Below are 22497 nucleotides of genomic sequence, written 5' to 3'. Positions count from 1 at the left end.
CCTATCCATCCTCTCTTAATACAATCTCTACAGTCGTTCCTTTTCCCATCTCGCTTGTGATTGTTATTTCTCCTTCATGAGCTTCTACAATCTCCTTTACAATTGATAAGCCTAATCCGTAACCTCCGCTTTTTCTCGAGCGAGATTTTTCCACTCGATACAGCTTATCAAATACGTAAGGCAGATCTTTTTCTGGAATGCCTATTCCTTGGTCTTTAAGAGTTATTGTCAATGATTCAGCTGATTTTTTTACAATTAAATCAATTTTAGCCCCTTCTTTTGAATATTTCATTGCGTTATCAAGTAAATTGATAATCACTTGCTGAAATCTTTCAGGATCTAGTGAAAAGTAAAGGCCTTGAGGGCAGCTTATGTCCAGCTCCATCTCTTTTTCTTTTAAAGCTAAATTAAAATGCGCGCATATGGTGTGCAAATACGTAGCCAGTTCTACTTTTTGTTTTTGAATAAAAAATGTGTGCTGATCCAGCTGCGCCAGCTGAAACAAATCTTTGACTAACTGTGAAATTCTTTCCGCTTCTTCTTCCACAATGGCAAGATATTTATCACGTTCTTGCGGTGTATTAGAAGGCCTTCTCGCTACGTCTGTATAGCCCTTTAAATACATCAAAGGAGTTTGAAGTTCATGTGAAATGCTGCTTAAAAATTCATTTCTCTCTTTTCTTAACCGCTGCAGCTCATTCGCTAGCGACTGAATGGACATTCCTAATTGTCCAAGTTCATCTCTTGAATGAGCACCAAGCTTTACAGACAAATCTCCTTGACTCAGCTTCTCCGTTGCTTTTTTCATCTTGATTAAAGGAGCGGTTATAAATTTAGACAGAGCAAAAATGGTCACAATCGAAAATAAAACGGAAACAGCTCCCGCTACGTAAAAATGATGCTGTAGTCTCGCAATCATTTCGTGAATATCATTTGTGTTTTTGAACATATAAACCGTGCCGAACTGCTGACGGCCTTTTTCAATAGGTGATGCTGTGGCGATATAAGATTTGCTTTTCCAGTCGCCTTGCATAATTTCACCTTTGTATGTAAGAGACTTTTCTTTCCATTTCTCTACTGCTTTTCTTGCACCTTGAATTAAAGGCCTGGACGAACTGATAATTTTTCCTGTTTTATCTGTTATGACAACATCAGTTTCTGCTTCAGATTCCATCAGTGCAACATGGTTAAGCGTAGCCGAATCATGATGCTTCTCTAATACTTCCCGGTGACTGTTTCCTCTTAAACGCAAACTTTCTAATTCCTCCGAAATTCGTGTGTTGGCAAGACCGCTATATAAGTAAAAAAAGAGAGCCGCTTCAATTAGTAAAATGAACATTAAAAATAAGAGTCCGAGCTTAATAGAAATTCGATTCATTTATTCACATCCTTTGCTTTCATTATAGAAGTAATAATTGAAGAAACTGTGCAGAATAAAGCATACATGATTAAATAACCATTATTCTCTGACAGTTTACCACAGGTATCTGACAGCTTAGCGTATAAAATACGTTTATCATACCGTAAATTCCGAACTCGCTAAGCACGCAGCACTACATAATCCAAAAACAAAAAAAAGATGGAGACATAACAAAATCCCTCCAATCCAAAGCTAGAAGCATCTATATAGAGGAAACCTACGTTCACCATATCAATAAAATCAACAAAAAATCCGAACGAGTTGGATTCTCTATCAAGAATCTCGCTTCATCGTTCGGATTTTCCTTCAACTAAAATACTTTTGTCCCAGCCTCTTTTTATTTAACAATGATAACAGGACATTCTGCGGATTGAGCAACTTCGTGACTTACACTTCCTAAAAATGTCTCTTTAACAAAGCCCTTTCCTTGACTTCCTATTATAATGACGTCTTGTTGATTGCCATGTGCGTATTCGATAATTTTCTTTGAAGCGGTGCCTTCTAAACCGTATGCCTCATATGGAATACCTGATTGAGTTAAATGATTGTGAGCTTCAGATAAAATATCGCGGTTTTCTTCTTCTATCAGTGCGTCTAAGTCAACGCTAAAAACAGGCTGCTGCAAGTGAATTCTTTCCTTAATATGTACAATTGTCAGCTTATTAGCATTTACGCTTTTAGCTAGTTTACTTGCATGTTGAAGAGCACGAATAGAAGGTGCCGAACCGTCAAAGGCGACTAAGATTTTGTTATACATATAAAGAACCCTCTCTCTTTTTGTTCTTTCATGATGCGTTACCATCTAGATGCTGTAGATGATAAAGCAAAAAATAATAAAGTAAGAGACTTCTTGATTTTTGCTTTATCATCCATACTATACTTTTACCGCTTTCAGAAAAAACAAAACATTTATCCGTTTTTCCTCATATAAAAAGCCTTTGCTCACTAGAAGCAAAGGCTGATTGTTTATGTTAGTAGGTTATTTAACAAACTTCTTTTAACTCTTCAGTTAAACGTAAAAAAGTTTCTTTATCTCTTTTTTCTAAAGACTGATCAATTTGTAGTAAAAGCTGTGCTTTTTTAAAGTCACGAAGAGATTTGTTTAGCACTAGTTGAGCTGCTGTCGCGTCTGATACTTTTACTTCTTCTTGTGTCATTTTGCGGGACGTATAGTTTTCCATTACAAGTCAACTCCTCATCCTTTTCGCTATTATATAAGAAATCATATAATTATTCAAATATTTTTTCTTATTTTTCATTTTAAATTTGCCTCTCAAAATGAGGTTTGGACATACCCAAATCATTTTAATCCAAAGGCGAGCGAATTGGATTGAATTGATTTCCGTGCAAGGCTTCGCTTTCCGCGGGCGGCCGGTGAGGCTTTTCCCGCAGGAGTCTTCGCCTTGCCCTCCAATCAACAGCTAGAAGCAACAGAATATACAAAATCCACGTTCACCATCACCATGAAAAAATCCGAACGAGTTGGATCCTTTATCAAGAATCTCGATTCATCGTTCGGATTTTCCTTCAACTAAAATACTTTTGTCTCAGACTCTTGATATCACAACCACTCTGGACATGAAGAACCTCGAGGAACCAGAACTGTCTTATATTTCCCTGGAGTTTCCGACATTTCGATTTGTTCTGTAAGCCCTTGGTACAATCCTAAAGGTGTTTGGGCTGTAAAGAGATCCGGTGCAACGTACTCATGCTTCTCTGACGAACCAGCTGTTTGATGAGCGTACGCTTTCTCATAGATGCCCATTGATAAAATCCATAAAGATACGCGATCCAATGATACACGCACGCGGTAGCTGCCTCCTTCTTTTGCTCTTCTTTCTAGTGCCATTAAAGCACCGACTTCAAGCAGCCAAGAAACCGCATAATCATTTACCACTACAATAGGAGGCAGCTTAGGATTTTCTGGCGATCCTTCTAACGCCATGACTCCCGTTACGCTTCCCGCTGTTTGGTCAAACCCATTTCTTTTCGCCCAGTCTCCTTGCGTTCCATGCAGGTTAACGGTGCAGTGGATGATTCCAGGTTTTAATTCTGCACACTCTTCAGCTGTTAGACCGTATCTCTCTAGAAATCCGTATCGACGGTTCGCAAAAAAGATATCTGCTCCTTGTAGAAGTTCAACCATTTTTTCTTTTCCTTCTTTTTCACCGATATCGAGCGTTGAAGAGCGCATACCTACATTAGATGTAGCGTAAATCGTATCATGCTCCCAATCAGTTGGCTTCCAAATATTTAAGACGTCCGCACCGTGTAAAGCGAGAGCTCGACCAAATCCTGCTCCTGCAATAACATGACCAAGACCTAATGCTCGAATACCATCTAGCGGCGTTTTAGGATCTTTTGAAAATGGAATCGGCTCACTTTCTCCAATCTTTTCAATTTCAATTAAAGGAAGCTGTGCTACTTCATCATACCTAGGCTCTTTCATAAACTCTTCAATTGTTCGCACAACAGGCATGATAACTCCTCGCTCTGCTGCAGCTTTTTCTAACTCTTCTGCATTCCATCCGCGAATAGCTTTTGCAACTGCATCAGGGTCTTCTATACAATTTAACAGCTTTAACGTTTCATGTTTAGAGCGCGGATAGGGATTCAGCGGCATTACCCATTTGTCATCTTTTGTTTGATAAAAGCGAAAGCCTAATGGATTATAAGGATCATTTGCTTTACTCGGGGCATACCCGTTAAGTTTTTCCCATTTTTTATCGTAAAAAGGTGATAATCTTCGGATTGCTTTTCGCAGATCTATATGAATATCTTGACCTTTTCCTCCGCGTATTCTCCAAATTTTTGAGAGAGCTACTGATTTAGCAACTAGTGCAATAGCTGCTGCTGAGGCAAGGCGCAGCGTACTAGGAACAATCGGATCTTCTCCGTAAAACGTAATGTTTCCTCCGCTGTCTTTTGCTGATAAACCGACTCCTTGAAGCACATTTTCCAGCTCTTGATAGAGATCAAAATCCCTATTATCCGTTAAACGATTTTCATTTGCTTTCACAATAGATTTTGTTAGCTGATCTTTCGTAATGTTGCTCACGTATAGTCCCTTCTTTCCTAATATAATTACCTCATTATGTCCCTGCTTGCCGAAGTTATGCCCTCATCGAGTTAAATCAAAACACTCCAAACTTAACCTTTACGTTAACGTTAATATTATCTTAAAACGAATGTATCATATATCACCTATGCGAACAAATAATTTGTTTCATAGACAAACAAAAGCGCTTTATGTTTTTGTACATAAAACGCTTTTGTCCTACTTCAAATTTTCTTTTTTGAACTACTTTTCGATTGGTTTTTTTAATGCATGTAAATTTTCTTCTCCAGAAAGCATGACTTGGTTCATAATATCTTCTGCATCTTTAATTGCTTGGTTATAAAAGTGAGGGCCGATATGTTCTTTAATAAACTCTAATACATTTTCTGCTGCAAATTCACTGATTTCTTCATCTCGTTCGTTATAAAAAAACGTTTGAATTTCATTGAGCATTTTATCTTTATCTTCTTTTGAAAAATTAATAAACATAAACAAAACTCCTCTTTACATTGATATCTGTCTACCTGACATCATAGCAAGAGGAGCTGAGAAAATGCAGTCTTTTTTTCTTGTTGTTTTTGTGTACAATGCTTATGCTAATTTTTAATTAGCTAGACACTTTCATAGCCAGTTTTTCTTTTATGCGGCTTGAGCGCTTTTTCATATCCTGTAAAATTTCTAGATATCTCTTTTCCGTCAACTCATATTTTGCAAGTGGGACAAGTGATAACAAGCAAAGAATCCCGGGAATGATTGTAAAGATTAAAGCAATCCAAATAAGTGTGCTGTGTGACTGAATTTGATTTGGCACGTATCCTACCGCTGAAAGGATGTACCCGCCTACTGCTCCACCCACTGCTGAAGCAACCTTTGTTTTGAAAATATTTGTAGAAAAAACCATTCCTTCTGCTCGGTTCCCCGTTTTCCATTCGCCATATTCTACACAGTCAGCGAGCATAGATGTTTGAGCAATGTTGCTAACTCCACCGCCGAAAGAAGCTAAAAAGCTTAAAATCATCACCGGCATAACGTGAAAACCGGTTACAAACATTGTAAGAGTGGCTACAGCATTTAGCGCAATTCCCCCTATTGCTGCACGTTTCTTTCCAAATTTATTTGAAATAAAAGGAGACGCGATCGCCCCTACAATTTGTGCTGTAAAAAATAAGGTTAAGTAAAGAGACGCGATGTTCTCTGCATTTAAATTATATTTAAAATAATAAATAGAAAACGTGGTTCGAATTGTTAAAATCGTTTCAACTAAAAGCATTGAGAAAATCAAGTAGCGCAACGGTTTATTTTGAATAAATAAGTTCCAAACTGCTTTTGGCGTCTGCTTTTCCTGTCTTTTTACGGTATAGTTTTCTTTTACTCCTGAAAATGTGATGATCATTGTAATCATTAAGATACACGCATAAATAAGACTAAGCATAAACCAGTTTCCAAAATAATGAGCTAGTGGAAGAGTTAATAAACTAGCAAACAAGGACCCTACTGCTGCAATGGTTCTAGGAAAAGCTACTACTTTATTTCGTTCTTTTACATCTTGTGTAATCGTTGCTGAAAGCGACCAATAGGGAATATCCATGATAGCAAAACTTGTTCCCCACGCGATATAAGTGATATAAGCATAAATTAATTTTCCTGTATGAGAAAGATCAGGACTAATAAAACACGCGACTGTAGCAACAGATGCAAAAAATCCGCCTATTAACAGGTAAGGCCTAAACTTACCAAATCTCGTTTCTGTATTATCAACAATCATTCCGATAATAATGTCTGCAATTCCATCCCATATCCTAGCAATAAGAAATAAAGTTCCTACGGCTGCAGCATTTAATCCTACGCTATCTGTATAAAAAATCATTAAATATGTACTTGTTAATGCATAAATAATATTGTTTCCAAAACTCCCCATTCCGTATGATAATACGGTTTTTAGAGAAACTTTTGACTGTACCCCCATGCTCATATAACTTAACTCCCTTCTCCTATAAAACGCTTTCATATCATTGGTGACTAGAATCTCATTGCTTTATGAGATTCTAGTCTTCTATTACGGCTGTATATTTTCCACAATTCGACTTTCGTAAGGCTGCAGAACAATATCTTTAAATACTTTTACTTCGGGCGTATGGTTCATAAGGAAGTAATAACTCTTCTCTCCAAGCTTGCGAGGATATACTTCAATTCCATCTTCACTTTCTCTATGCTCAATATGCTGTTGTTTTACAATATCAAGCGCAATTTTTTCAAACGTTTGCTCCTCAATTCCACAGCCTACATAATAAACCGTTCCGCGACCAAACTGATTTTTTGTTACAGCCGCTTGATTATAAAATGGATCATCATACTCATACAGCACTTCAGCTGTTACAGGTGTGATAATGTCTCTCCACACGGAAGCTCTTGCTTGTTCTCCTTCATACAGTCCTACCCCTTTAATAGCTGCTTTTTGAGTAGAAGACAGTGCTTCCACTTCATGAATTTCAATCCCTGTTATTTCTTTTACATATCCGGGCAGTGTCTGCTTAAAGTGAATGTTATTTTGTTTATCTTTAATACCGGTTCTAAAAGTAAAAATAATCACGCCGCCGTTTTCAGTAAATTCAGTAAATCTCTTACCTAATTCTTCATCAATTATTTGCAAAGCCGGAACAACCAGTACTTTATAGCTTGAAAAATCTCTTGCAGCAGGAATAACATCAATAGGTGTATTCAGCTTATAAAACGGTGTATATCCTCTAAGAAGCTCTTGCGTAAAGTCAAATCCTTCACTTTGCTGCTGAAAGCGCCATGACCATATATTTTCATAGTCATACAAAACGGCAACATCGGATTTAATATCAGACTCAAGTACATGTTCGTAATGAACGATTTCACTAAATAACGACTGAACTTCTTTGTAGCGTCTTCCATAATGATTATCATGACCTACAACTCCATAGCAGTACTGCTCGGCTCCTCTTGTCATTCCGCGCCAACGGAAATACAGCATATTCGTACATCCATGAGCAAACGCTTGATAAGACCACATTTTTGCCTGATTAGGTCGCGGAAGATAACCGATGACATCATGACCTTGAGCGCCCATTAATTCCTCTACAATCCAGAAGTTTTTATGTAACAAACCTCTATTAAAATCATGCCCTAGTGCAATATGAGCCGGGGTAATCGGCTCAGTTTGACCGCCCCATACCGGATAATTATCATAAGATACAAAGTCCATTACTTGGAGGTTTTCTTCATGATCAAACCATTTATCAAAAAACCCTCCTGATACGTTCGTTGTCAACAGCTGGTGATCACCTTTATATTTCTTCACAATCGCTGTTTGTTCGTGAGCATATCTGTTTAATGAAAAAGAGCGAAAGCGCGCCCAGTCTAGCTTTAACGAAGGGCTGTGTGTCGTAATTGTTTTTACAGGCATGGGCACTTCAGTAAACTCGTTATATGTTTGTCCCCAGAAAATAGTGCCATACTTTTCATTTAGCTCATTAATATCTTTATATTTTCTTTCCAAAAACTGCTGAAACTCTTTATGACATTGTTCGCAGTAACACAAGTCACTGCCTTCATGGCCAAATTCATTGTCAACTTGCCATGCTACGATTGCTTCTTCTGAGCAGTAGTGCTTTACGAGTTGTTCTGTAATCTGGGCGCTATACTTCCGGTAAAGAGGCGAATTAAAACAATATTGACGTCTTCCTCCAAAGGCTCTGACCGCCCCGTTTTCATCTTTTGATAAAATAGAAGGATGCTGCTTCGCAAGCCAAGCCGGAAAAGTGGCAGTAGGCGTACCAAACATAACATCAATATTCTGTTTTTTAAGCTTATTGATAACGCTATCAAAAAAGGAAAAGTCATAGTGCCCTTCTTTAGGCTCCATAAGGTGCCAAGCGAACTCTCCTATTCTCACCATGTTTGATCCTAGCTCTTTAATACCTTGGATATCTTCTTCTATCATATTCTCTGGCCAATGTTCAGGATAATAATCGACACCGATGTACATTTTTCTCTACTCCTATCTATTTCTTTGTTTCATTAAATGAACGATTTGCTGTTAACTGTTAAGGTCTACTCGGAAACGGTGATCAAAAGCAAAAAAATCACATTTATTTTCTTCATAAATAAATCTCTGTTCAACTTTCAAGATACATACTTCCTAATCTTTTAAAACGCTTACAAGTTTATTTTATGAACTTTATTCAAAATATTCAATGGTAAAAATTTAGAGAAAAACATCCTTTTTTTGCTCTTTATTAAAATAAAGAATAAAACGCTTACAAAGACAAATGTTTTTATAATTCTTTTATATATCTTCCCTCACACTTCCCATATCCACATTTAGGTAATAAATTGCTTAGAAAACAATCGTCAAAAGTCATTTCTTTCATACATGTTATCTATCAATTAGTAAGAGTCATTTGACTTATCTATAAAATAGTAAAAATTACAGGGCAGGTTTTTACCATTATTAACACATTAAACCTACGTTCGCCATCACAACAAAAAAAGACCGCACAATTAATCAATAATCTCGATTAATTGTGCGGATACTTCTTCGGCTAAAATACTTTTGTTCCGCCTTTTACTTGCAGCTGATTATAAACACACATTTTACCGGTTTGTGTTCATGCAGCTTCCATTTATACAAAGCTCTTCAAACACAGGATCCTTTACATTTTCCATTAATAATGGTGTTGCAACATGCTGGAAATTAGAATGACGAATCGTTAGGTTTGTGACCGGAGAACGTTCATAGGCTCGAATCCATAAGCCGTATTTGCCTCCGTTGCTTTGCAAATTTTCTATGTTGATATTACGAACGACGGGCGTAAAATTCCCTGTGTCTCCTTCTTCATAGTACATGTCTATTTGAATCACTTCACTGCCTACGCTTTTGACCGTATTGTTGCTAAAGTGGATATCTTCAATCGTTCCGCCGCGAACTGAATTTGTTTTAATACGCAGCGCCCGGTCTAGATTGGGACTGTCCATAACATTGTGCTGAGCAAATACGTTCTGGACGCTTCCTGATATTTCGCTGCCGATCACAACGCCCCCGTGGCCATCTTTCATTTCGTTTCCTTCAATAATAATATTTTCACTTGGTACGTTGATTCTTCTTCCATCTGCATTACGCCCCGACTTAATCGCAATACAATCATCTCCATTGTCAAAATAAGAATCTTTAATAAGCACATTTTTACTCGATTCAGGGTCTACTCCATCATTATTAGGACCGAGACCTATAATTTTTACATCATCAATTAAAATGTGCTCGCTTAAGACGGGATTGATTTGCCACATTGGCGAATTTAAAATGGTTACACCTTTTATCATGATATTTTTACTGTGATAAGGCTGAATAAAACTAGGTCTCAAATAGTGCTCCTTACCAAATACGCGCTCTTTAACAGGAACTTTCTCTTCTGCCATTTTAAACAGCAAATCGCGATCTTGCTGTTGATTCGGCTCGCCTTCTTTCCATCCAAACTCCTTTTTTCCTTTCCAGGGCCACCAATGTTCGTTATCCCCCTGTCCATCTAACGTACCTTCTCCTGTAATCGCAATATTTTTTTCGTTGTAAGCATAGATAAGCGGTGAATAATTATATAGCTCCACGCCTTCCCATCTTGTTAAAACAGCAGGTAAGTATTTTTCAGGATTTTGACTAAACTTAATCGTAGCTTTTTTCATTATATGAAGATTTACATTGCTTTTTAAATAAATCGCACCGGTAACATAAGTTCCTGGTGGGACAACAACGCGCCCTCCTCCTGCTTTGTTAGCCGCTTCGATTGCCTTTTTAAAAGCAGCCGTTGAATCAGACTTTCCATTTCCTGCTGCTCCGTACCGCTTAACATTGAACGTACGGTTTGGAAATGAAGGAGGCTGAATTTGTTCTTTAACTGCTGTTATTTTTTCACTTGCTGAAAGAGCTTCCCCTTGGGCAGAAAAAGGTAAAGCAAGCATAAGAGTCATCACAAACAAAGAAAGCACATATTTTTTCACTAGCTCTTCTCCTTTCGTTTAACAATCTAATAACCAACTTATTTATAAAGTAACGCCTGTTTTAAAAATGGCCATTTCTCTAAAATCATTTTTTTCATTATTTACAAGCTCTCCGCTAGAAACTCCAATCATGTACTCAATAAAGTTTTCTAACGTAGCCTCTTCTGTTTCGCCTTCAACCAGCACTCCTCCATTAAAATCAATCCAGTGCGGCTTTTTGTTATAAAGAGCGGTGTTTGTGGAAATTTTCATAGTGGGCACAAACGTTCCAAACGGCGTTCCTCGTCCCGTTGTAAACAGTACAATATGACACCCTGAAGCGGCTAAAGCAGTTGAGGCAACTAAATCATTTCCAGGAGCACTTAGTAAATTTAAACCGTTAATTTGTAAACTGCCTCCGTACTTTAACACGTCTACGACTGGGGCCGTGCCTGCTTTTTGAGTGCAGCCAAGTGATTTATCTTCTAACGTCGTAATGCCGCCTGCTTTATTCCCGGGAGAAGGATTTTCATATACGGGCTGGTTATGATTGAGAAAATATGTTTTAAAGTCATTAACCAAATGAACAATTTTATTAAAAGTTTGTTCATCAACCGCTCTTTCCATGAGCAGGGTTTCCGCACCAAACATTTCAGGCACTTCTGTTAAAACTGTTGTGCCTCCTTGAGCAATAAGCCAGTCGGAGAATTTGCCGAGCAGCGGATTTGCTGTAATACCTGATAACCCATCTGAGCCACCGCATTTAAGACCTACTTTCAGCCTTGAAATATCAACGTCTTCTCTTTTATCGTCTTTAGCAGCAGCATAAATTTCTTTTAGCAAAGCGACTCCTGCCTCAACTTCATCTTCGACGTCTTGAGATTGTAAAAACTTCACTCTGCTTTCATCAATTGTACCTAGCGCTTGTTTAAATTCTGTTAAGCTATTATTCTCACATCCAAGTCCTAATACTAAAACTCCTCCAGCGTGTGGATGCTGTACCATTCTCGCAAGCATGGTTCTTGTATTAAGGTGATCGTCACCGAGCTGAGAACATCCGTAATTGTGTTTTAGAACGGTTACATGCTCAAAAGGCGAGAGATCCCCTATTTCTTTTTGAAACTGTTTAATCATTTGTTCGGCTATACCATTGACGCATCCTACCGTTGGAACAATCCAGAGCTCATTTCTAATTCCAACATCTCCGTTTTTGCGGCGATATCCTTTAAACGTTAGCGATTGTTTTTTTCTTTAGGAGTTGCTAACTTTTGATGAAATTCATATTCGTTAACATTATTTAAATTTGTTTTTGTGTTATGCGTATGCACCCATTCACCAGGTGAAATAGAGTGAGTCGCATGCCCGATTGGAAAGCCATATTTTATAATGTTGCCGCCCGCTGAAATTGACGTAAGAGCTATTTTATGGCCCCGTTTCACTTCTTCTTTTAGAGAAATTTCTTTTCCATCAACCATAAGGTTCTCTTGTGCTAAAAAATCTCGTAAAGCTACTGCTACATTATCTTCCTGATGAATACGAATTACTTCTTTCATATGCTTCACCTCTTACTGTTTAGTTGCGGTTACATGGAGAATTTCTTTCATTGCCTGTTTCATTCCAAAAGTTTCAATAGCTAAGACTCCATTTGTTACGGCTCCTGTTAAGCTAGGAATCATATTTAAATCCTCTCCCCAATGCTCTTTATATCCCAGCACTTCTTTTACAATGTAAGAAATGCTTTTTTCAGTACCGTCATACGTATTCCAAAGAGATTCATACATTTCTAGAACTGCAGGGTCATCTGATAGTTCAATTTTTTCTCCTTCTCTTTTCCCTTTATAAAAAGAAATGAGGGCACTGAGAGAAAATGTAAGCAAGACAGGCAGCTCTCCTTTCTTTTCAACGTACTCTTTAAGAGTTGGGATGTTTCGCGTTTTAAACTTTGTCATGCTGTTCAAAGAGATGCTCATTAATTCGTGATGAATAAACGGATTTTGAAAGCGTTCTAATGCAGATTTAGCAAATGACAAAGACTCTTCTTCCGAAACTGGTAAACTAGGAATAATTTCTTCATATAGACACTTTCGAATAAACGTTCCAATTTCTTCATCTTCGACTGCTTCTCTGACCGTATTTAGTTCCGCTAAATACGCAACAGGCATCATAGCAGTATGAATACCGTTTAAAATTCTGACTTTCTGCAGCGCATACGGTGCAATGTCGTTCACAAATTTCACATGTAAACCAGCTTCTTCCGCGGGAAACTCCTCTTTCACCCACTCTGGTCCCTCAATAACCCATAAGTAAAATGGCTCTGCAATCACAAAAAACTCATCTTCATAACTCAGTTCATTGAGCGTATTTTCATCATTTGGATAACCTGGCACAATTCGATCAACAAGCGTGCAGCAAAAAGCGTTTGCTTCGTGTATCCACTCGGTAAACTTCTTTTCTAAATTCCATTTGTCGGCATAGCGTAATACTATTTTCTTTAACAAATCCCCGTTTCGCTCCACTAATTCACAAGGAAGAATAATAAGCCCCTTTGTGGGGTCTCCTTGAAAAGCTTTAAACCGCTTATATAGAAATGCCGTGACTTTACCTGGAAAACTCTTTTGCGGTGCATGTTCCAAGCAGTCTTCTTCTAAAAATGCGATACCTGCTTCTGTTGTATTAGAAATAAGAAATCTTAGCTCTTCTTTCTCCGCTAATTGCATATACGCCTCATAATCTTCATATGGATTTAGACCGCGGCTAATAGATTCAATTACTTCGTGTTCTTTGACTGCTTTACCGTCTTGAATTCCTTGAAGAGAAGCCGTAAACAAACCGTCTTGCTTATTCAATTTACCTGCATTTCCCGTGATTCTTGGATTGACAGCTACTATACTGCCTTTAAATGCATTGCGTTTGTTCATTTGATGAATTTGCCAATCAGCAAACCCTCTTAGAAATACGCCTTCTCCAAACTGCAGAACTTTTTCTGGGTATATACGTGTGTTAGCTTGCACCTGACGGTTTAACTTCATGTTAGCATCTCCTTCTTTGCACGCATTAACATTGTTACTTTTATAGCTTTTTATATTATTTTAATTCTAAAAATGTTAACGTTAACATTTTTGGGCCGGTTATACTAAATAACCGGCTACATAGATGAGCGTGACTTTACAGACTGGCGAACCATTAATTCGGTATTAATTAAAACTTTATTTTGCAGCATATTTTTGTCATCTTTGTTCATTAATGATAAAACTGCTTCTGCTCCGGTCATGCTGATTTTCTCGATTGGTCTTTTAACGGTTGTAAGTGAAGGAGTAGTGTATTTGGCTAATTCAATATCATCAAATCCAATAATTGAAATATCATTGGGTACGTTTAGCCCAGACTCGAATGCGGCATTCATAGCACCGATTGCCATATCATCATTTGAACAAAAAACAGCAGTAGGCGGTTGCTTCAACCTTAACAGTGCTTTCATTCCTTCATATCCGCTTTGCATATCGTAATTTCCTTGAATCATATACTCTTGGCGAATGGAAACATTATGATCAATTAACGAGTTAAGAAATCCTTCTTTCCGCTGCTGAGTTGATTTGAAGCCTTCTATTCCTTCTATGATTGCAATATGTCTGTGACCTAATTCAACCAAATACTCGCCGGCTTTGTAGGCTCCTTCTTTGTCATTAGACAAAATATTAATAATTGATGAATCGTCAACTTGGCGGTTGAGCACAATCAACGGGATGCCTTTCTCTACTACGTTATATATAAAAGTGTTATCACGGTCGCTTTGACTCATTAAAATAATCGCATCAAAGCGTTTATTATTGATATACGTATAATCATCATAATCGTCAATACCTCTTACAAATAAATTATACTGAACATCAATTACTTTACTTACCCCTCTAATACTATCCACTAAAAAACTTGGTGACGTACCGTTTGCCATGCTCGTAAAAAACAGTCCAATTGTATGAGATTTTTGAAGTACTAAATTTTTAGCATGATAATCAGGAATATAGTTAAGCGTATTTGCAATATCCAAAATTTTCTTTTTTGTTTTTTCTTTAATAAGCGGACTATTGTTTAATGCACGTGAAACCGTTGTATGTGATACGTTTGCTAGTTTTGCAATATCCTTAATTGTAACACCCATTTCATTTACCTTCCTTTAATGAATCAGTATCGATTTTTATTATAAGGATATCACAACTTAGTAGGAATAATAAGCAAATGGTGAATGTTATGACAGTTTTGACTAAGACCTAGCATGAATATCTTGGACAATCTCCGCGTGTTTCTTATCCGTTAGCTTATACATAAAACCAATAATCACTGCAGCAATGGATAAAGCAATAGCAGGATATAGTAACAGCAAACTTTTAATCCCCACTAATGTACCTGCCTTTTGTGCCACGTTTGGGATATAGCCAACTAACCCTAAACCAATACCTGATAAGAAGCCGGATAGCGACTGAGCGAGCTTTCGAGAAAAGTTGAACAGTGAATACGTTGTGCCTTCTTTTCTTTCGCCTGTTTTCCATTCACCATAATCAATGATATCTGATACAAATGCCCATGTAATCCCGTTAGGAATGCTGATACCTATAAAAGCAATACTTGCTAAAATCGTAAAAATTACGACGTTAGAAGGCATAAAGAAATTTACTGTGTCCGCTGCAATACTGATTCCTAAGCCAATCATTGCCGCCTGCTTTTTTCCAAATCGGCTAACAAGCTTTGGCAGCATAATGACTCCTAGAAAGGATGAGCCAATAATAATAAAGTTCATGTAAGCCATCAGTTTAACATTTCCTAAATTATATTGTGCAAAGTAAATAAGCATAGCTGATTTAATATTGTAAGCTGAAATGGTAAATACCGTCATAAATACTAAAATTAAAAGAGGTTTGTTACTTACAAACGTTTTAAAAATAGACTTGGCTGATAATTTTTCTTTTGGACTCTCTTTTACGACAATGCGTTCTTTGCAATTGCGATAACATACATAAAAAGCGATGATTCCAATGACCGACATAATTCCCATGACAACGGGATAACCGATTTTTTCATTTGGAAATAACAGAATGAGCGGTACAACAGCAATACTGGTTACAAACAGTGCACCTAATGATCCTGTTTGACGAAAAGCAGCAAGAGACGTGCGATCAGAAGTATTTTGAGTCATGGATGCGCCTAGCGATCCGTATGGAATATTGACAAATGAATAGCCAATTCCCCAAATCATATAAGAAGCGTACGCATAAATTAATTTACCCGCCGGTGAAAGGTTTGGAGAAATAAAAGTCAGTATGGTTAAAATGGCCAACACCATACTTCCGAACAGTAAATACGGCCGGAATTTCCCTTTAGCACCTATGTTTTTTCGGTAATCAATGGACGAGCCAACAATTGGGTCACAAACTGCCGCAAATAACTTACTTACTAGAAAAATTCCTCCCGCAGCTGCGGCAGGGATGCCTGCCACATCTGTAAAGAACTTCAACAAATACAACTGCCCTAAATCAAACATGAAACCGTTACCAAAATCACCCATACCATAAGATATTTTTTCTTTTACACTAAGATTTTTCTCTTCTACTTTTATTTCAACCTTTCTTTCTGTTGCCACAACACTCATGGTAATCCCCCTTCTCCCCTTGCAATTCTTTAAACTGTTTTGCGTCTTTAATTTTGCAGCGTGTAGGCTGGGAAGCTAAAGTAGTCTTTAGCATTTTCATAACATATTCCTTTTACAATTTGCTCAAGCAACTGTTGGTCGTTAGGTACTTCCCCTTCTTCTACCCAGGTACCGATTAAGCTGCATACTAGTCTTCTGAAATATTCATGCCTTGTATATGAAAGAAAACTTCGGGAATCTGTCAACATACCGATAAATCGACTAAATAACCCAACGTTTGATAACGCTTTCATTTGTTCTAACATACCTTCTCTTTGATCATTAAACCACCAAGCTGTGCCGAGCTGCAGTTTGCCAGGGATGCCGTCTCCTTGAAAGCTGCCAATTATACTTGCTAATACATAATTATCTTTTGGATTTAACGAATATAAAATCGTCTTTGGCAAACTATTTTGTACGTCCATTTGATCAAGAAGTTTCACGAGAGGCTCTGCCATTTGTCCGTCATACATCGAGTCGTACCCTGTATCCGGCCCTAACTGGTGAAACATTTTTGTGTTATTGTTTCTAAGAGCATGAAGGTGAAATTGCATTGCCCAACCTAGCTCATTATACAGCTTCCCTAAAAAGATTAACGTATATGACTTGTATTTACTTTCTTCTTCAGTACTTACGCCTTCACCTTTTAAGGCTTTTAAGAAAATCTCCGAAACTTCTTCTTTCGAAGTCTTCGTATATACCATTTTGTTTAGTGCGTGATCAGATAAACGCCCTCCCATGGAATGGAAAAAACGAGCTCGACTTTCAAGAGCTTTTAACAAATCCTCATAGGTGTGAATGGAATGATGTGAACAATCTTGCAGCTTTGCAATCCAGTTCTTAAACCCTTCTTGATTGATTTCAAGCCCTTTATCCGGACGAAAGCTTGGAAGCACTTGGGTCTCAAACTCTTGCACATCTCTTAGTTTCATATGATACTCTAATGAATCTGTTGGGTCATCCGTTGTACAAATAACTTTTACGTTAGAACGTGTAATAAGATCTCTTGCACCAAACTTACCGCTGCGTAATTTCTCGTTTGCTTTTTCCCAAATAAACGGTGCCGTATGTTCATTTAATATTTCATCAATATCAAAAAAGCGCTTTAACTCTAGATACGTCCAATGATATAGCGGATTCCCAATTGTCATCGGAACTGTTTTAGCCCACGCGAGAAATTTTTCATAGTCACTCGCTGATCCTGTTATCTTTTCTTCTTCAATTCCGTTGGCTCTCATCAGTCTCCATTTATAGTGATCTCCATCTAGCCAAACGTTAGTTAACGTTTTAAACTGTTTATTCTCATAAATTTCCTGAGGATTCAAGTGGCAGTGATAATCAATAATCGGCATATCTTTTGCGTAAGTATTATACAAGTGTGCGGCTGTTTCATTTGTTAATAAAAAATTGTCATCCATAAATTTTTTCATTCTCATTCACTCCTTCACTTTTTGTTAACGTTAACAAAATTATATAAATTAATAAACATTCTTATTTATAGATAACTATATTAATAAGATATAATCTTCAATACCAAAAATGTTAACGTTAACATTTTATTTAATTCTATTACTTATTTCTAAATTTTACAACAATTCATCTTTATATTTTTCAATTTTTTTCTCTCTTTATTTTCATATACTGATTCTTCATTTAAAAAAACCAGGATTTATGACATGTTTCTATAAAAATTAAAGCAAGTTTTTTACATAGAGCTTATACAAGGTTAATAAGGCGAACGGCTGTCTTTAATGCTATAATTAATTTCGCATGCAAAATATCACTACTAGCATTTAAATCATACATAGCCGCTGCACCTTATTTTCGTATCATTTAAAATAAAGGAATTTTAAAGAGAAAAGTGAATAGTATAAACATGCACTTTATTTACTATCTCTTTTTAATTTTCATATATTCATTGCTTTTAAAGGAGAGGATATCATGCCAGGAGCAACAAGCATGGTCGTAATCGGGATTACTGCCTTAATTGTATTTGGACCGAGTAAATTGCCGGACATAGGACGAGCATTTGGACATTCCCTGCGAGAATTTAAAAATGCGGCGGAAGGAATTATACAGGATGACGACAAAAAAACTCCAGAGAATACCACTGAAGATAAAGAGGAAAAATCCTAATTTTTATGTAAATGAAAGTTATACAGACTAAAAAGCCCACTTTTCACGTGCAGTGGGTTTCTTTTTTGATGTATGATAGTAAAAAATAGTAAAGAAAGAGGGTAACTTTTTGTTTAAATCGAAACTGCATTTTTGGACATTAGAACTATTAATGATTGCTTTACTGATTTACATTTGTAAACATATTTCGTTTGTTTTCCTACCAATCGGTGTGTTTATCTCCACTTTGTTTTTCCCTATTCTCGTAGCGGGTTTTCTTTTCTTTTTATTCGAACCAATTGTGTCATTTCTCACAAGAAAAAAAGTGCCAAAAACACTGGCCATTTTATTATTATACGTTGTTTTTATCGGCGTAATTGCTTCTATTGTAGGCGGTGTGGGACCTACTTTATCTAAACAATTAACTGATTTGGCTAAGAATATTCCGTCTTATATTGTAGAAACGAGAGAGTACATAAATGATTTATCTAACTCAAGATGGTTTAACTGGCTCGTTGAACAAAAATATGTGTCGCTCGATCATATTGAAGAGTCACTTTTAAACTACGCGTCTACTTTACCTACGAATCTCACAAACAGTATTTCATCTGTTTTAAGCGTCGTAACAAATATTACACTTACGGTTGTAACCGTTCCTTTCATTCTTTTTTATATGCTTAAAGACAGCCATAAACTTCGTAAAAATACGCTGCGTATGGTTCCTGCTTCTTACCGAAAAGAAACGTTACGTACAATGAAAGAAACAACAAATACGCTAGCTACTTATATTCAAGGCCAAATGCTCGTTTGTTTGTTTGTCGGTATTAGTACATTCATTGGTTACCTCATCATCGGGTTGCCTTATGCATTAATACTCGCCCTAATAGGAGCCCTTACTAATATTATCCCGTACGTCGGCCCTTTTATTGGCGTAGCACCCGCTTTAATCGTAGGTTTATTATACTCTCCTACAAAAGCGATATTAGTAATTATCGTCGTCGTAATCGTTCAACAGCTAGATGGAAACATTATTTCTCCGCTGGTAATTGGAAAGAAATTAAACACTCATCCTTTAACGATTATTATTCTATTGCTTGTTGCGGGTAATATTGCAGGAATACTCGGAATGATCTTAGCGATTCCGGCTTATGCTGTAACAAAAACAATTGTGATAAATATTGTAAGAATGATTCAATTTAGAAACAAATCTGTCAAGCTGTAAAACGCAAAAGCAACCCAATAAAGAGGCTGGTATAAAAGTATTTTAGTTGAAGTTAAATCCGAACTATTAATCTGATTAATGGTTCGGATTTTTTGTTGTCATATTGAACATAAGTTTCGTGCAGCTGCTTCTAGCTGTTGATTGGAGGGCAAGGCCAAGACTTCTACGTGAAAAGCGGAAGGACGAGGAGGATCATCGGCTGCCCGCGGAAAGCGAAATCTTGCACGGAACTCAACAGCGGTGTCACAAGCGCTTCAACTCCTTTATCCCATTTGTTTGTCTTTAGATTGAGGTAATTTCGTTATGTCTTAATGTCTTTTATCTTCCCATGGATTCAGCACTGACACACCATCAGATGATTTCCATCCGGATCTTTAAATGTAAACCAATGATTGTGTTGAATTCCTGTCGTTAGCTCTACTTGTTTCTGTTTCATATATTCATAAGCTTCTTGGATATCGTTTGTATTCAAATGAAAAGCTGGCGTTTTAAAAAGCGTATTTTTTGAATACGTTTTGCTATCTAATACAATTCCTGTTCCATTCATAGGTATCACATATAAATGATCATATAAAATGTCTCCATCTGCTATCAAACCTAGTATGTCACAATACCAGTCTCGTGCTTTTTTTATGTCCTTTACAGGAATAAAAACTGTGCCTACTTCATTTAATATAGGGTTCATTTATGACCTCCGGTATGGGTTTAATAGTTTTACAACGTATTCTCTTTTAATCGCTGATATCCTTTTATTTTGAGATACTTTCTATACTCGGTAGCAGAATTAGCGGTCTTGCGGACACGGTTATCCTCCATACATAAGCTACACGGCAAATGTATATATTTCATGACCAAATGTAGATTACTAAAAAAGAAAATGAGAAAATCTCCCCCTTCCCCTGCTTTGCACGTGTATAATGAAAAATAGACTATAAATAGTAGCCTTCTTTTGTTTGTAGCATCGAACTTTCGTGCATTACAATAGATTTAAAGCCACTATCCAGCTAAGAATTAAAATGACTAACTTAAGGTTAAGGAGGTTAGATGTGTATGGATTATTCATCTTTACTCATACGCGAAGTCATTGATAGAGTATCTAAATTACGCCTCTTATCTGTTTATAATGAAAGTATAAAAGGTGATTTAGAAAGCACCATCCTCCCTCTTTATCAGCAGCACTTTGAAAATAAAGATGTAAACGAAGCGTTGAGGATTTTAAAAAAAGACTTTCTCAATCGTACGAAACGCAGATGGTTAGATGCTGCTATACGCGACTATGAGCAAAAAAACCTAAGAAGAATAAAGAGCTGATTGGAGAATACAAAGCGCTAACGGCTTATTATAAAACGAATGGAAAAGAACTCTTTTGCAAACAGTTTGAAAACGTATCATCTCCGGAAGAAGTCATTGATAAACGAATTGGTATCCTACGTGAATGGAGTCAAGAAGATAGCTTCTTCTTAACGGATTATCCTTATATTCATCAAAAAACTAAGACCCAGCGAGAAAAAGCAATCCATACGGATATATCTATTATTATTGGGCTGACTATACTGGACCCAAGCTTCCAAAACGGAAATCATAGTATTATTGAGAGCCCTTTTTCAACTGTAGAGAATCCTTTTTTCTCTAACTCAAGAGCAAAGCTTCTCGTCGAGCAACCCCTATTAGAGAAAGAAGGAAAAGAATATTTCTTAAGTACTTATAACTCTGAAGACGGGACAGATTACGAATTGTTAATAGAAAAAGAATACGCTGAAGAAAATGGAAATAAAATTAGTGATTTAGATCGGTTTGATTATAAAGTGTTTTTAGAGATCATGAGCCAACGCGACGAATTGTTCGCTACACAAAAAATTATTAACGTAAAAATTGGTGACCTTGTGAAAGCACTTTATAAAACAGATAGTAAGCGCAACTATCAGATGATAGAAGAAAGAATTACAAAAATGAAGCACTACAGCATGACAAAAATACAGCATAATAAGAAAATTGCCTATGGTATTTTTGACTTTGTGGATATTACTACGATGCCGAACGGAACGCGAATTGCTGAAATTCACGTCAATGAAGTGATATATAGAGACTATATTCAACGCCAAACGGTGCGTATTTATAAAAATAAAGTTGAAAAATTAAGTTTAGACGCCGCTTATCATTTGCTATTCGTTATGCAAAAAGAGCGTCTCATTTGCTATGAAACAAAATCTTCATACAATGTCACAAGAGATTATTTATATTTTTCGACAAGAGTCCGCTTTCGAAAAAGACGAAAAAAAGAAAACCTTGTCGAAATTGAAACAGCCTTAGATGAGCTAGTCGAACAAAAACTAGCTGTCCAATCTTATAAAAGAGTAGGCCAAGTGTTTCAGATTACCTTTATTCCTGTGGGAGAAAGTGAAGTAAAAGACTTATTAGCCGGTGATTACGAATATGCTCCCCTTTCTATTTATCAAAACGTAACAAGTTCTATAGGCTAAAAAAGAATGCCCTTATAATCTTTATAAGGGCATTCTTTTTATCTATCTACTATTAATCACTGCATTTTTTGCTCCACATTTCCGTGCAAAAGTGTTTTTTTGCTCCAATTCTCCATGTAAACATATTATTTCCCCTGCTAATATAGCTATTAAACTTCACCTTCCTTATCATTTTATGAACTTTTTATGTCTAAAAAAGCATTTATAATTGTTTTTTGCTCCAGATCCCCGTGCGAATGTGCTGTTTTTCTTTCTATACTGCATTTACTATAAGTTTGGCTCCAATCTTCCGTGCAAATATGTCACTTTTACATAAATTTTCTTGTGACAGCAACTTTTTCTCTTCATTTTCTCCAATTTTTGCTCCACATCTCCGTGCAAAAGTGTTTTTTGCTCCAGATTTCCGTGCAAACATGCCACTTTCTTAAAAAAACACTATTTTCGCTGCAAATGTTTGTTTATCTCCTCTGAAAATGTGAACTTTTTGTGTCTTAAAGAGGGCATTTTTCTTTTTTTTGTCCC

17 protein-coding genes and 1 pseudogene are annotated in these 22497 nt (G+C 36.8%); 4 read left to right on the top strand and 14 right to left on the bottom strand.

The window, feature by feature from the left end:
- Position 1: 1 nt before the first annotated feature.
- The 13 genes and pseudogenes from Q5794_RS10065 to uxaC all read right to left on the bottom strand — a co-directional run bounded on the left by Q5794_RS10065 (position 2) and on the right by uxaC (position 17588).
- Positions 2-1378: a sensor histidine kinase gene (locus Q5794_RS10065; RefSeq protein ID WP_374989057.1), complete on the bottom strand. Its 1377-nt coding sequence runs from the start codon at positions 1376-1378 to the stop codon at positions 2-4.
- Positions 1379-1757: 379 nt separating this feature from the next.
- Complete coding sequence (locus tag Q5794_RS10060; protein WP_214986916.1) at positions 1758-2177, bottom strand: universal stress protein; 420 nt, start codon at positions 2175-2177, stop codon at positions 1758-1760.
- Positions 2178-2403: 226 nt separating this feature from the next.
- Complete coding sequence (locus Q5794_RS10055; RefSeq protein WP_013056608.1) at positions 2404-2601, bottom strand: IDEAL domain-containing protein; 198 nt, start codon at positions 2599-2601, stop codon at positions 2404-2406.
- A 380-nt stretch (positions 2602-2981) separates the two neighbouring features.
- On the bottom strand, positions 2982-4478 hold the full coding sequence (locus tag Q5794_RS10050) for a CoA transferase (RefSeq protein WP_374989056.1): 1497 nt from the start codon (positions 4476-4478) through the stop codon (positions 2982-2984).
- Between the two features lie 243 nt (positions 4479-4721).
- A complete protein-coding gene (locus Q5794_RS10045; protein WP_192997742.1) occupies positions 4722-4967 on the bottom strand; it encodes a DUF2164 domain-containing protein in 246 nt (81 codons plus the stop codon).
- 118 nt (positions 4968-5085) lie between these two features.
- Positions 5086-6450 carry a glycoside-pentoside-hexuronide (GPH):cation symporter gene (locus Q5794_RS10040; protein WP_214986918.1) on the bottom strand — a complete coding sequence of 455 codons (1365 nt, stop codon included), beginning with the start codon at positions 6448-6450 and terminating at the stop codon, positions 5086-5088.
- Between the two features lie 84 nt (positions 6451-6534).
- Positions 6535-8490 (bottom strand): beta-galactosidase, encoded by a 1956-nt coding sequence (locus tag Q5794_RS10035; protein WP_374989055.1) that lies wholly within the window; start codon positions 8488-8490, stop codon positions 6535-6537.
- A gap of 608 nt (positions 8491-9098) precedes the next feature.
- Positions 9099-10496, bottom strand: coding sequence for a glycoside hydrolase family 28 protein (locus Q5794_RS10030; RefSeq protein ID WP_374989054.1), 1398 nt, complete (start codon positions 10494-10496; stop codon positions 9099-9101).
- 42 nt (positions 10497-10538) lie between these two features.
- Positions 10539-12028 (bottom strand): annotated as a pseudogene (locus Q5794_RS10025) (UxaA family hydrolase).
- 12 nt (positions 12029-12040) lie between these two features.
- Positions 12041-13504, bottom strand: coding sequence for a tagaturonate reductase (locus Q5794_RS10020; RefSeq protein WP_374989053.1), 1464 nt, complete (start codon positions 13502-13504; stop codon positions 12041-12043).
- A 116-nt stretch (positions 13505-13620) separates the two neighbouring features.
- The gene (locus tag Q5794_RS10015) at positions 13621-14634 is read right to left on the bottom strand and encodes a LacI family DNA-binding transcriptional regulator (protein ID WP_374989052.1); all 1014 of its coding nucleotides are present in this window, start codon (positions 14632-14634) and stop codon (positions 13621-13623) included.
- Between the two features lie 102 nt (positions 14635-14736).
- Positions 14737-16119, bottom strand: a complete 1383-nt coding sequence (locus Q5794_RS10010) for a glycoside-pentoside-hexuronide (GPH):cation symporter (protein WP_214986922.1) — start codon at positions 16117-16119, stop codon at positions 14737-14739.
- A 47-nt stretch (positions 16120-16166) separates the two neighbouring features.
- Entirely contained in the window at positions 16167-17588 is a 1422-nt protein-coding gene (uxaC, locus tag Q5794_RS10005; protein ID WP_214986923.1) for a glucuronate isomerase, read from the bottom strand.
- Positions 17589-18099: 511 nt separating this feature from the next.
- Here uxaC and Q5794_RS10000 point away from each other — a divergent pair.
- A complete protein-coding gene (locus Q5794_RS10000) occupies positions 18100-18294 on the top strand; it encodes a twin-arginine translocase TatA/TatE family subunit (protein WP_057243906.1) in 195 nt (64 codons plus the stop codon).
- A gap of 109 nt (positions 18295-18403) precedes the next feature.
- Entirely contained in the window at positions 18404-19495 is a 1092-nt protein-coding gene (locus Q5794_RS09995) for an AI-2E family transporter (protein WP_016763781.1), read from the top strand.
- Positions 19496-19829: 334 nt separating this feature from the next.
- Here the strand turns inward: Q5794_RS09995 and Q5794_RS09990 are convergent, their stop codons facing one another.
- Positions 19830-20180 carry a VOC family protein gene (locus Q5794_RS09990; protein ID WP_214986924.1) on the bottom strand — a complete coding sequence of 117 codons (351 nt, stop codon included), beginning with the start codon at positions 20178-20180 and terminating at the stop codon, positions 19830-19832.
- Positions 20181-20545: 365 nt separating this feature from the next.
- Between Q5794_RS09990 and Q5794_RS09985 the strand changes: the two genes are divergently transcribed.
- Both Q5794_RS09985 and Q5794_RS09980 read left to right on the top strand, forming a co-directional pair.
- Positions 20546-20806: a hypothetical protein gene (locus Q5794_RS09985; RefSeq protein ID WP_374989051.1), complete on the top strand. Its 261-nt coding sequence runs from the start codon at positions 20546-20548 to the stop codon at positions 20804-20806.
- 422 nt (positions 20807-21228) lie between these two features.
- Positions 21229-21975: a hypothetical protein gene (locus tag Q5794_RS09980; RefSeq protein ID WP_374989050.1), complete on the top strand. Its 747-nt coding sequence runs from the start codon at positions 21229-21231 to the stop codon at positions 21973-21975.
- The last annotated feature ends 522 nt before the right edge of the window (positions 21976-22497 follow it).

The organism is Priestia megaterium, from assembly GCF_041941685.1.
Classification (GTDB): domain Bacteria; phylum Bacillota; class Bacilli; order Bacillales; family Bacillaceae_H; genus Priestia; species Priestia megaterium_C.
The sequence above is the reverse complement of the archived record's forward strand: the minus strand, read 5'-3'. Positions and strand labels throughout refer to the sequence as shown.

What these genes read in the sequence shown, in the direction of transcription:
- uxaC (WP_214986923.1), bottom strand. Translation starts at nt 17,588, where the DNA reads ATGAAAAAATTTATGGATGACAATTTTTTATTAACAAATGAAACAGCC.
- Q5794_RS10015 (WP_374989052.1), bottom strand. Translation starts at nt 14,634, where the DNA reads ATGGGTGTTACAATTAAGGATATTGCAAAACTAGCAAACGTATCACAT.
- Q5794_RS10035 (WP_374989055.1), bottom strand. Translation starts at nt 8,490, where the DNA reads ATGTACATCGGTGTCGATTATTATCCTGAACATTGGCCAGAGAATATG.
- Q5794_RS10060 (WP_214986916.1), bottom strand. Translation starts at nt 2,177, where the DNA reads ATGTATAACAAAATCTTAGTCGCCTTTGACGGTTCGGCACCTTCTATT.
- Q5794_RS10040 (WP_214986918.1), bottom strand. Translation starts at nt 6,450, where the DNA reads ATGAGCATGGGGGTACAGTCAAAAGTTTCTCTAAAAACCGTATTATCA.
- Q5794_RS10055 (WP_013056608.1), bottom strand. Translation starts at nt 2,601, where the DNA reads ATGGAAAACTATACGTCCCGCAAAATGACACAAGAAGAAGTAAAAGTA.
- Q5794_RS09990 (WP_214986924.1), bottom strand. Translation starts at nt 20,180, where the DNA reads ATGAACCCTATATTAAATGAAGTAGGCACAGTTTTTATTCCTGTAAAG.
- Q5794_RS10010 (WP_214986922.1), bottom strand. Translation starts at nt 16,119, where the DNA reads ATGAGTGTTGTGGCAACAGAAAGAAAGGTTGAAATAAAAGTAGAAGAG.
- Q5794_RS10020 (WP_374989053.1), bottom strand. Translation starts at nt 13,504, where the DNA reads ATGAAGTTAAACCGTCAGGTGCAAGCTAACACACGTATATACCCAGAA.
- Q5794_RS10065 (WP_374989057.1), bottom strand. Translation starts at nt 1,378, where the DNA reads ATGAATCGAATTTCTATTAAGCTCGGACTCTTATTTTTAATGTTCATT.
- Q5794_RS10000 (WP_057243906.1), top strand. Translation starts at nt 18,100, where the DNA reads ATGCCAGGAGCAACAAGCATGGTCGTAATCGGGATTACTGCCTTAATT.
- Q5794_RS10045 (WP_192997742.1), bottom strand. Translation starts at nt 4,967, where the DNA reads ATGTTTATTAATTTTTCAAAAGAAGATAAAGATAAAATGCTCAATGAA.
- Q5794_RS09985 (WP_374989051.1), top strand. Translation starts at nt 20,546, where the DNA reads ATGGATTATTCATCTTTACTCATACGCGAAGTCATTGATAGAGTATCT.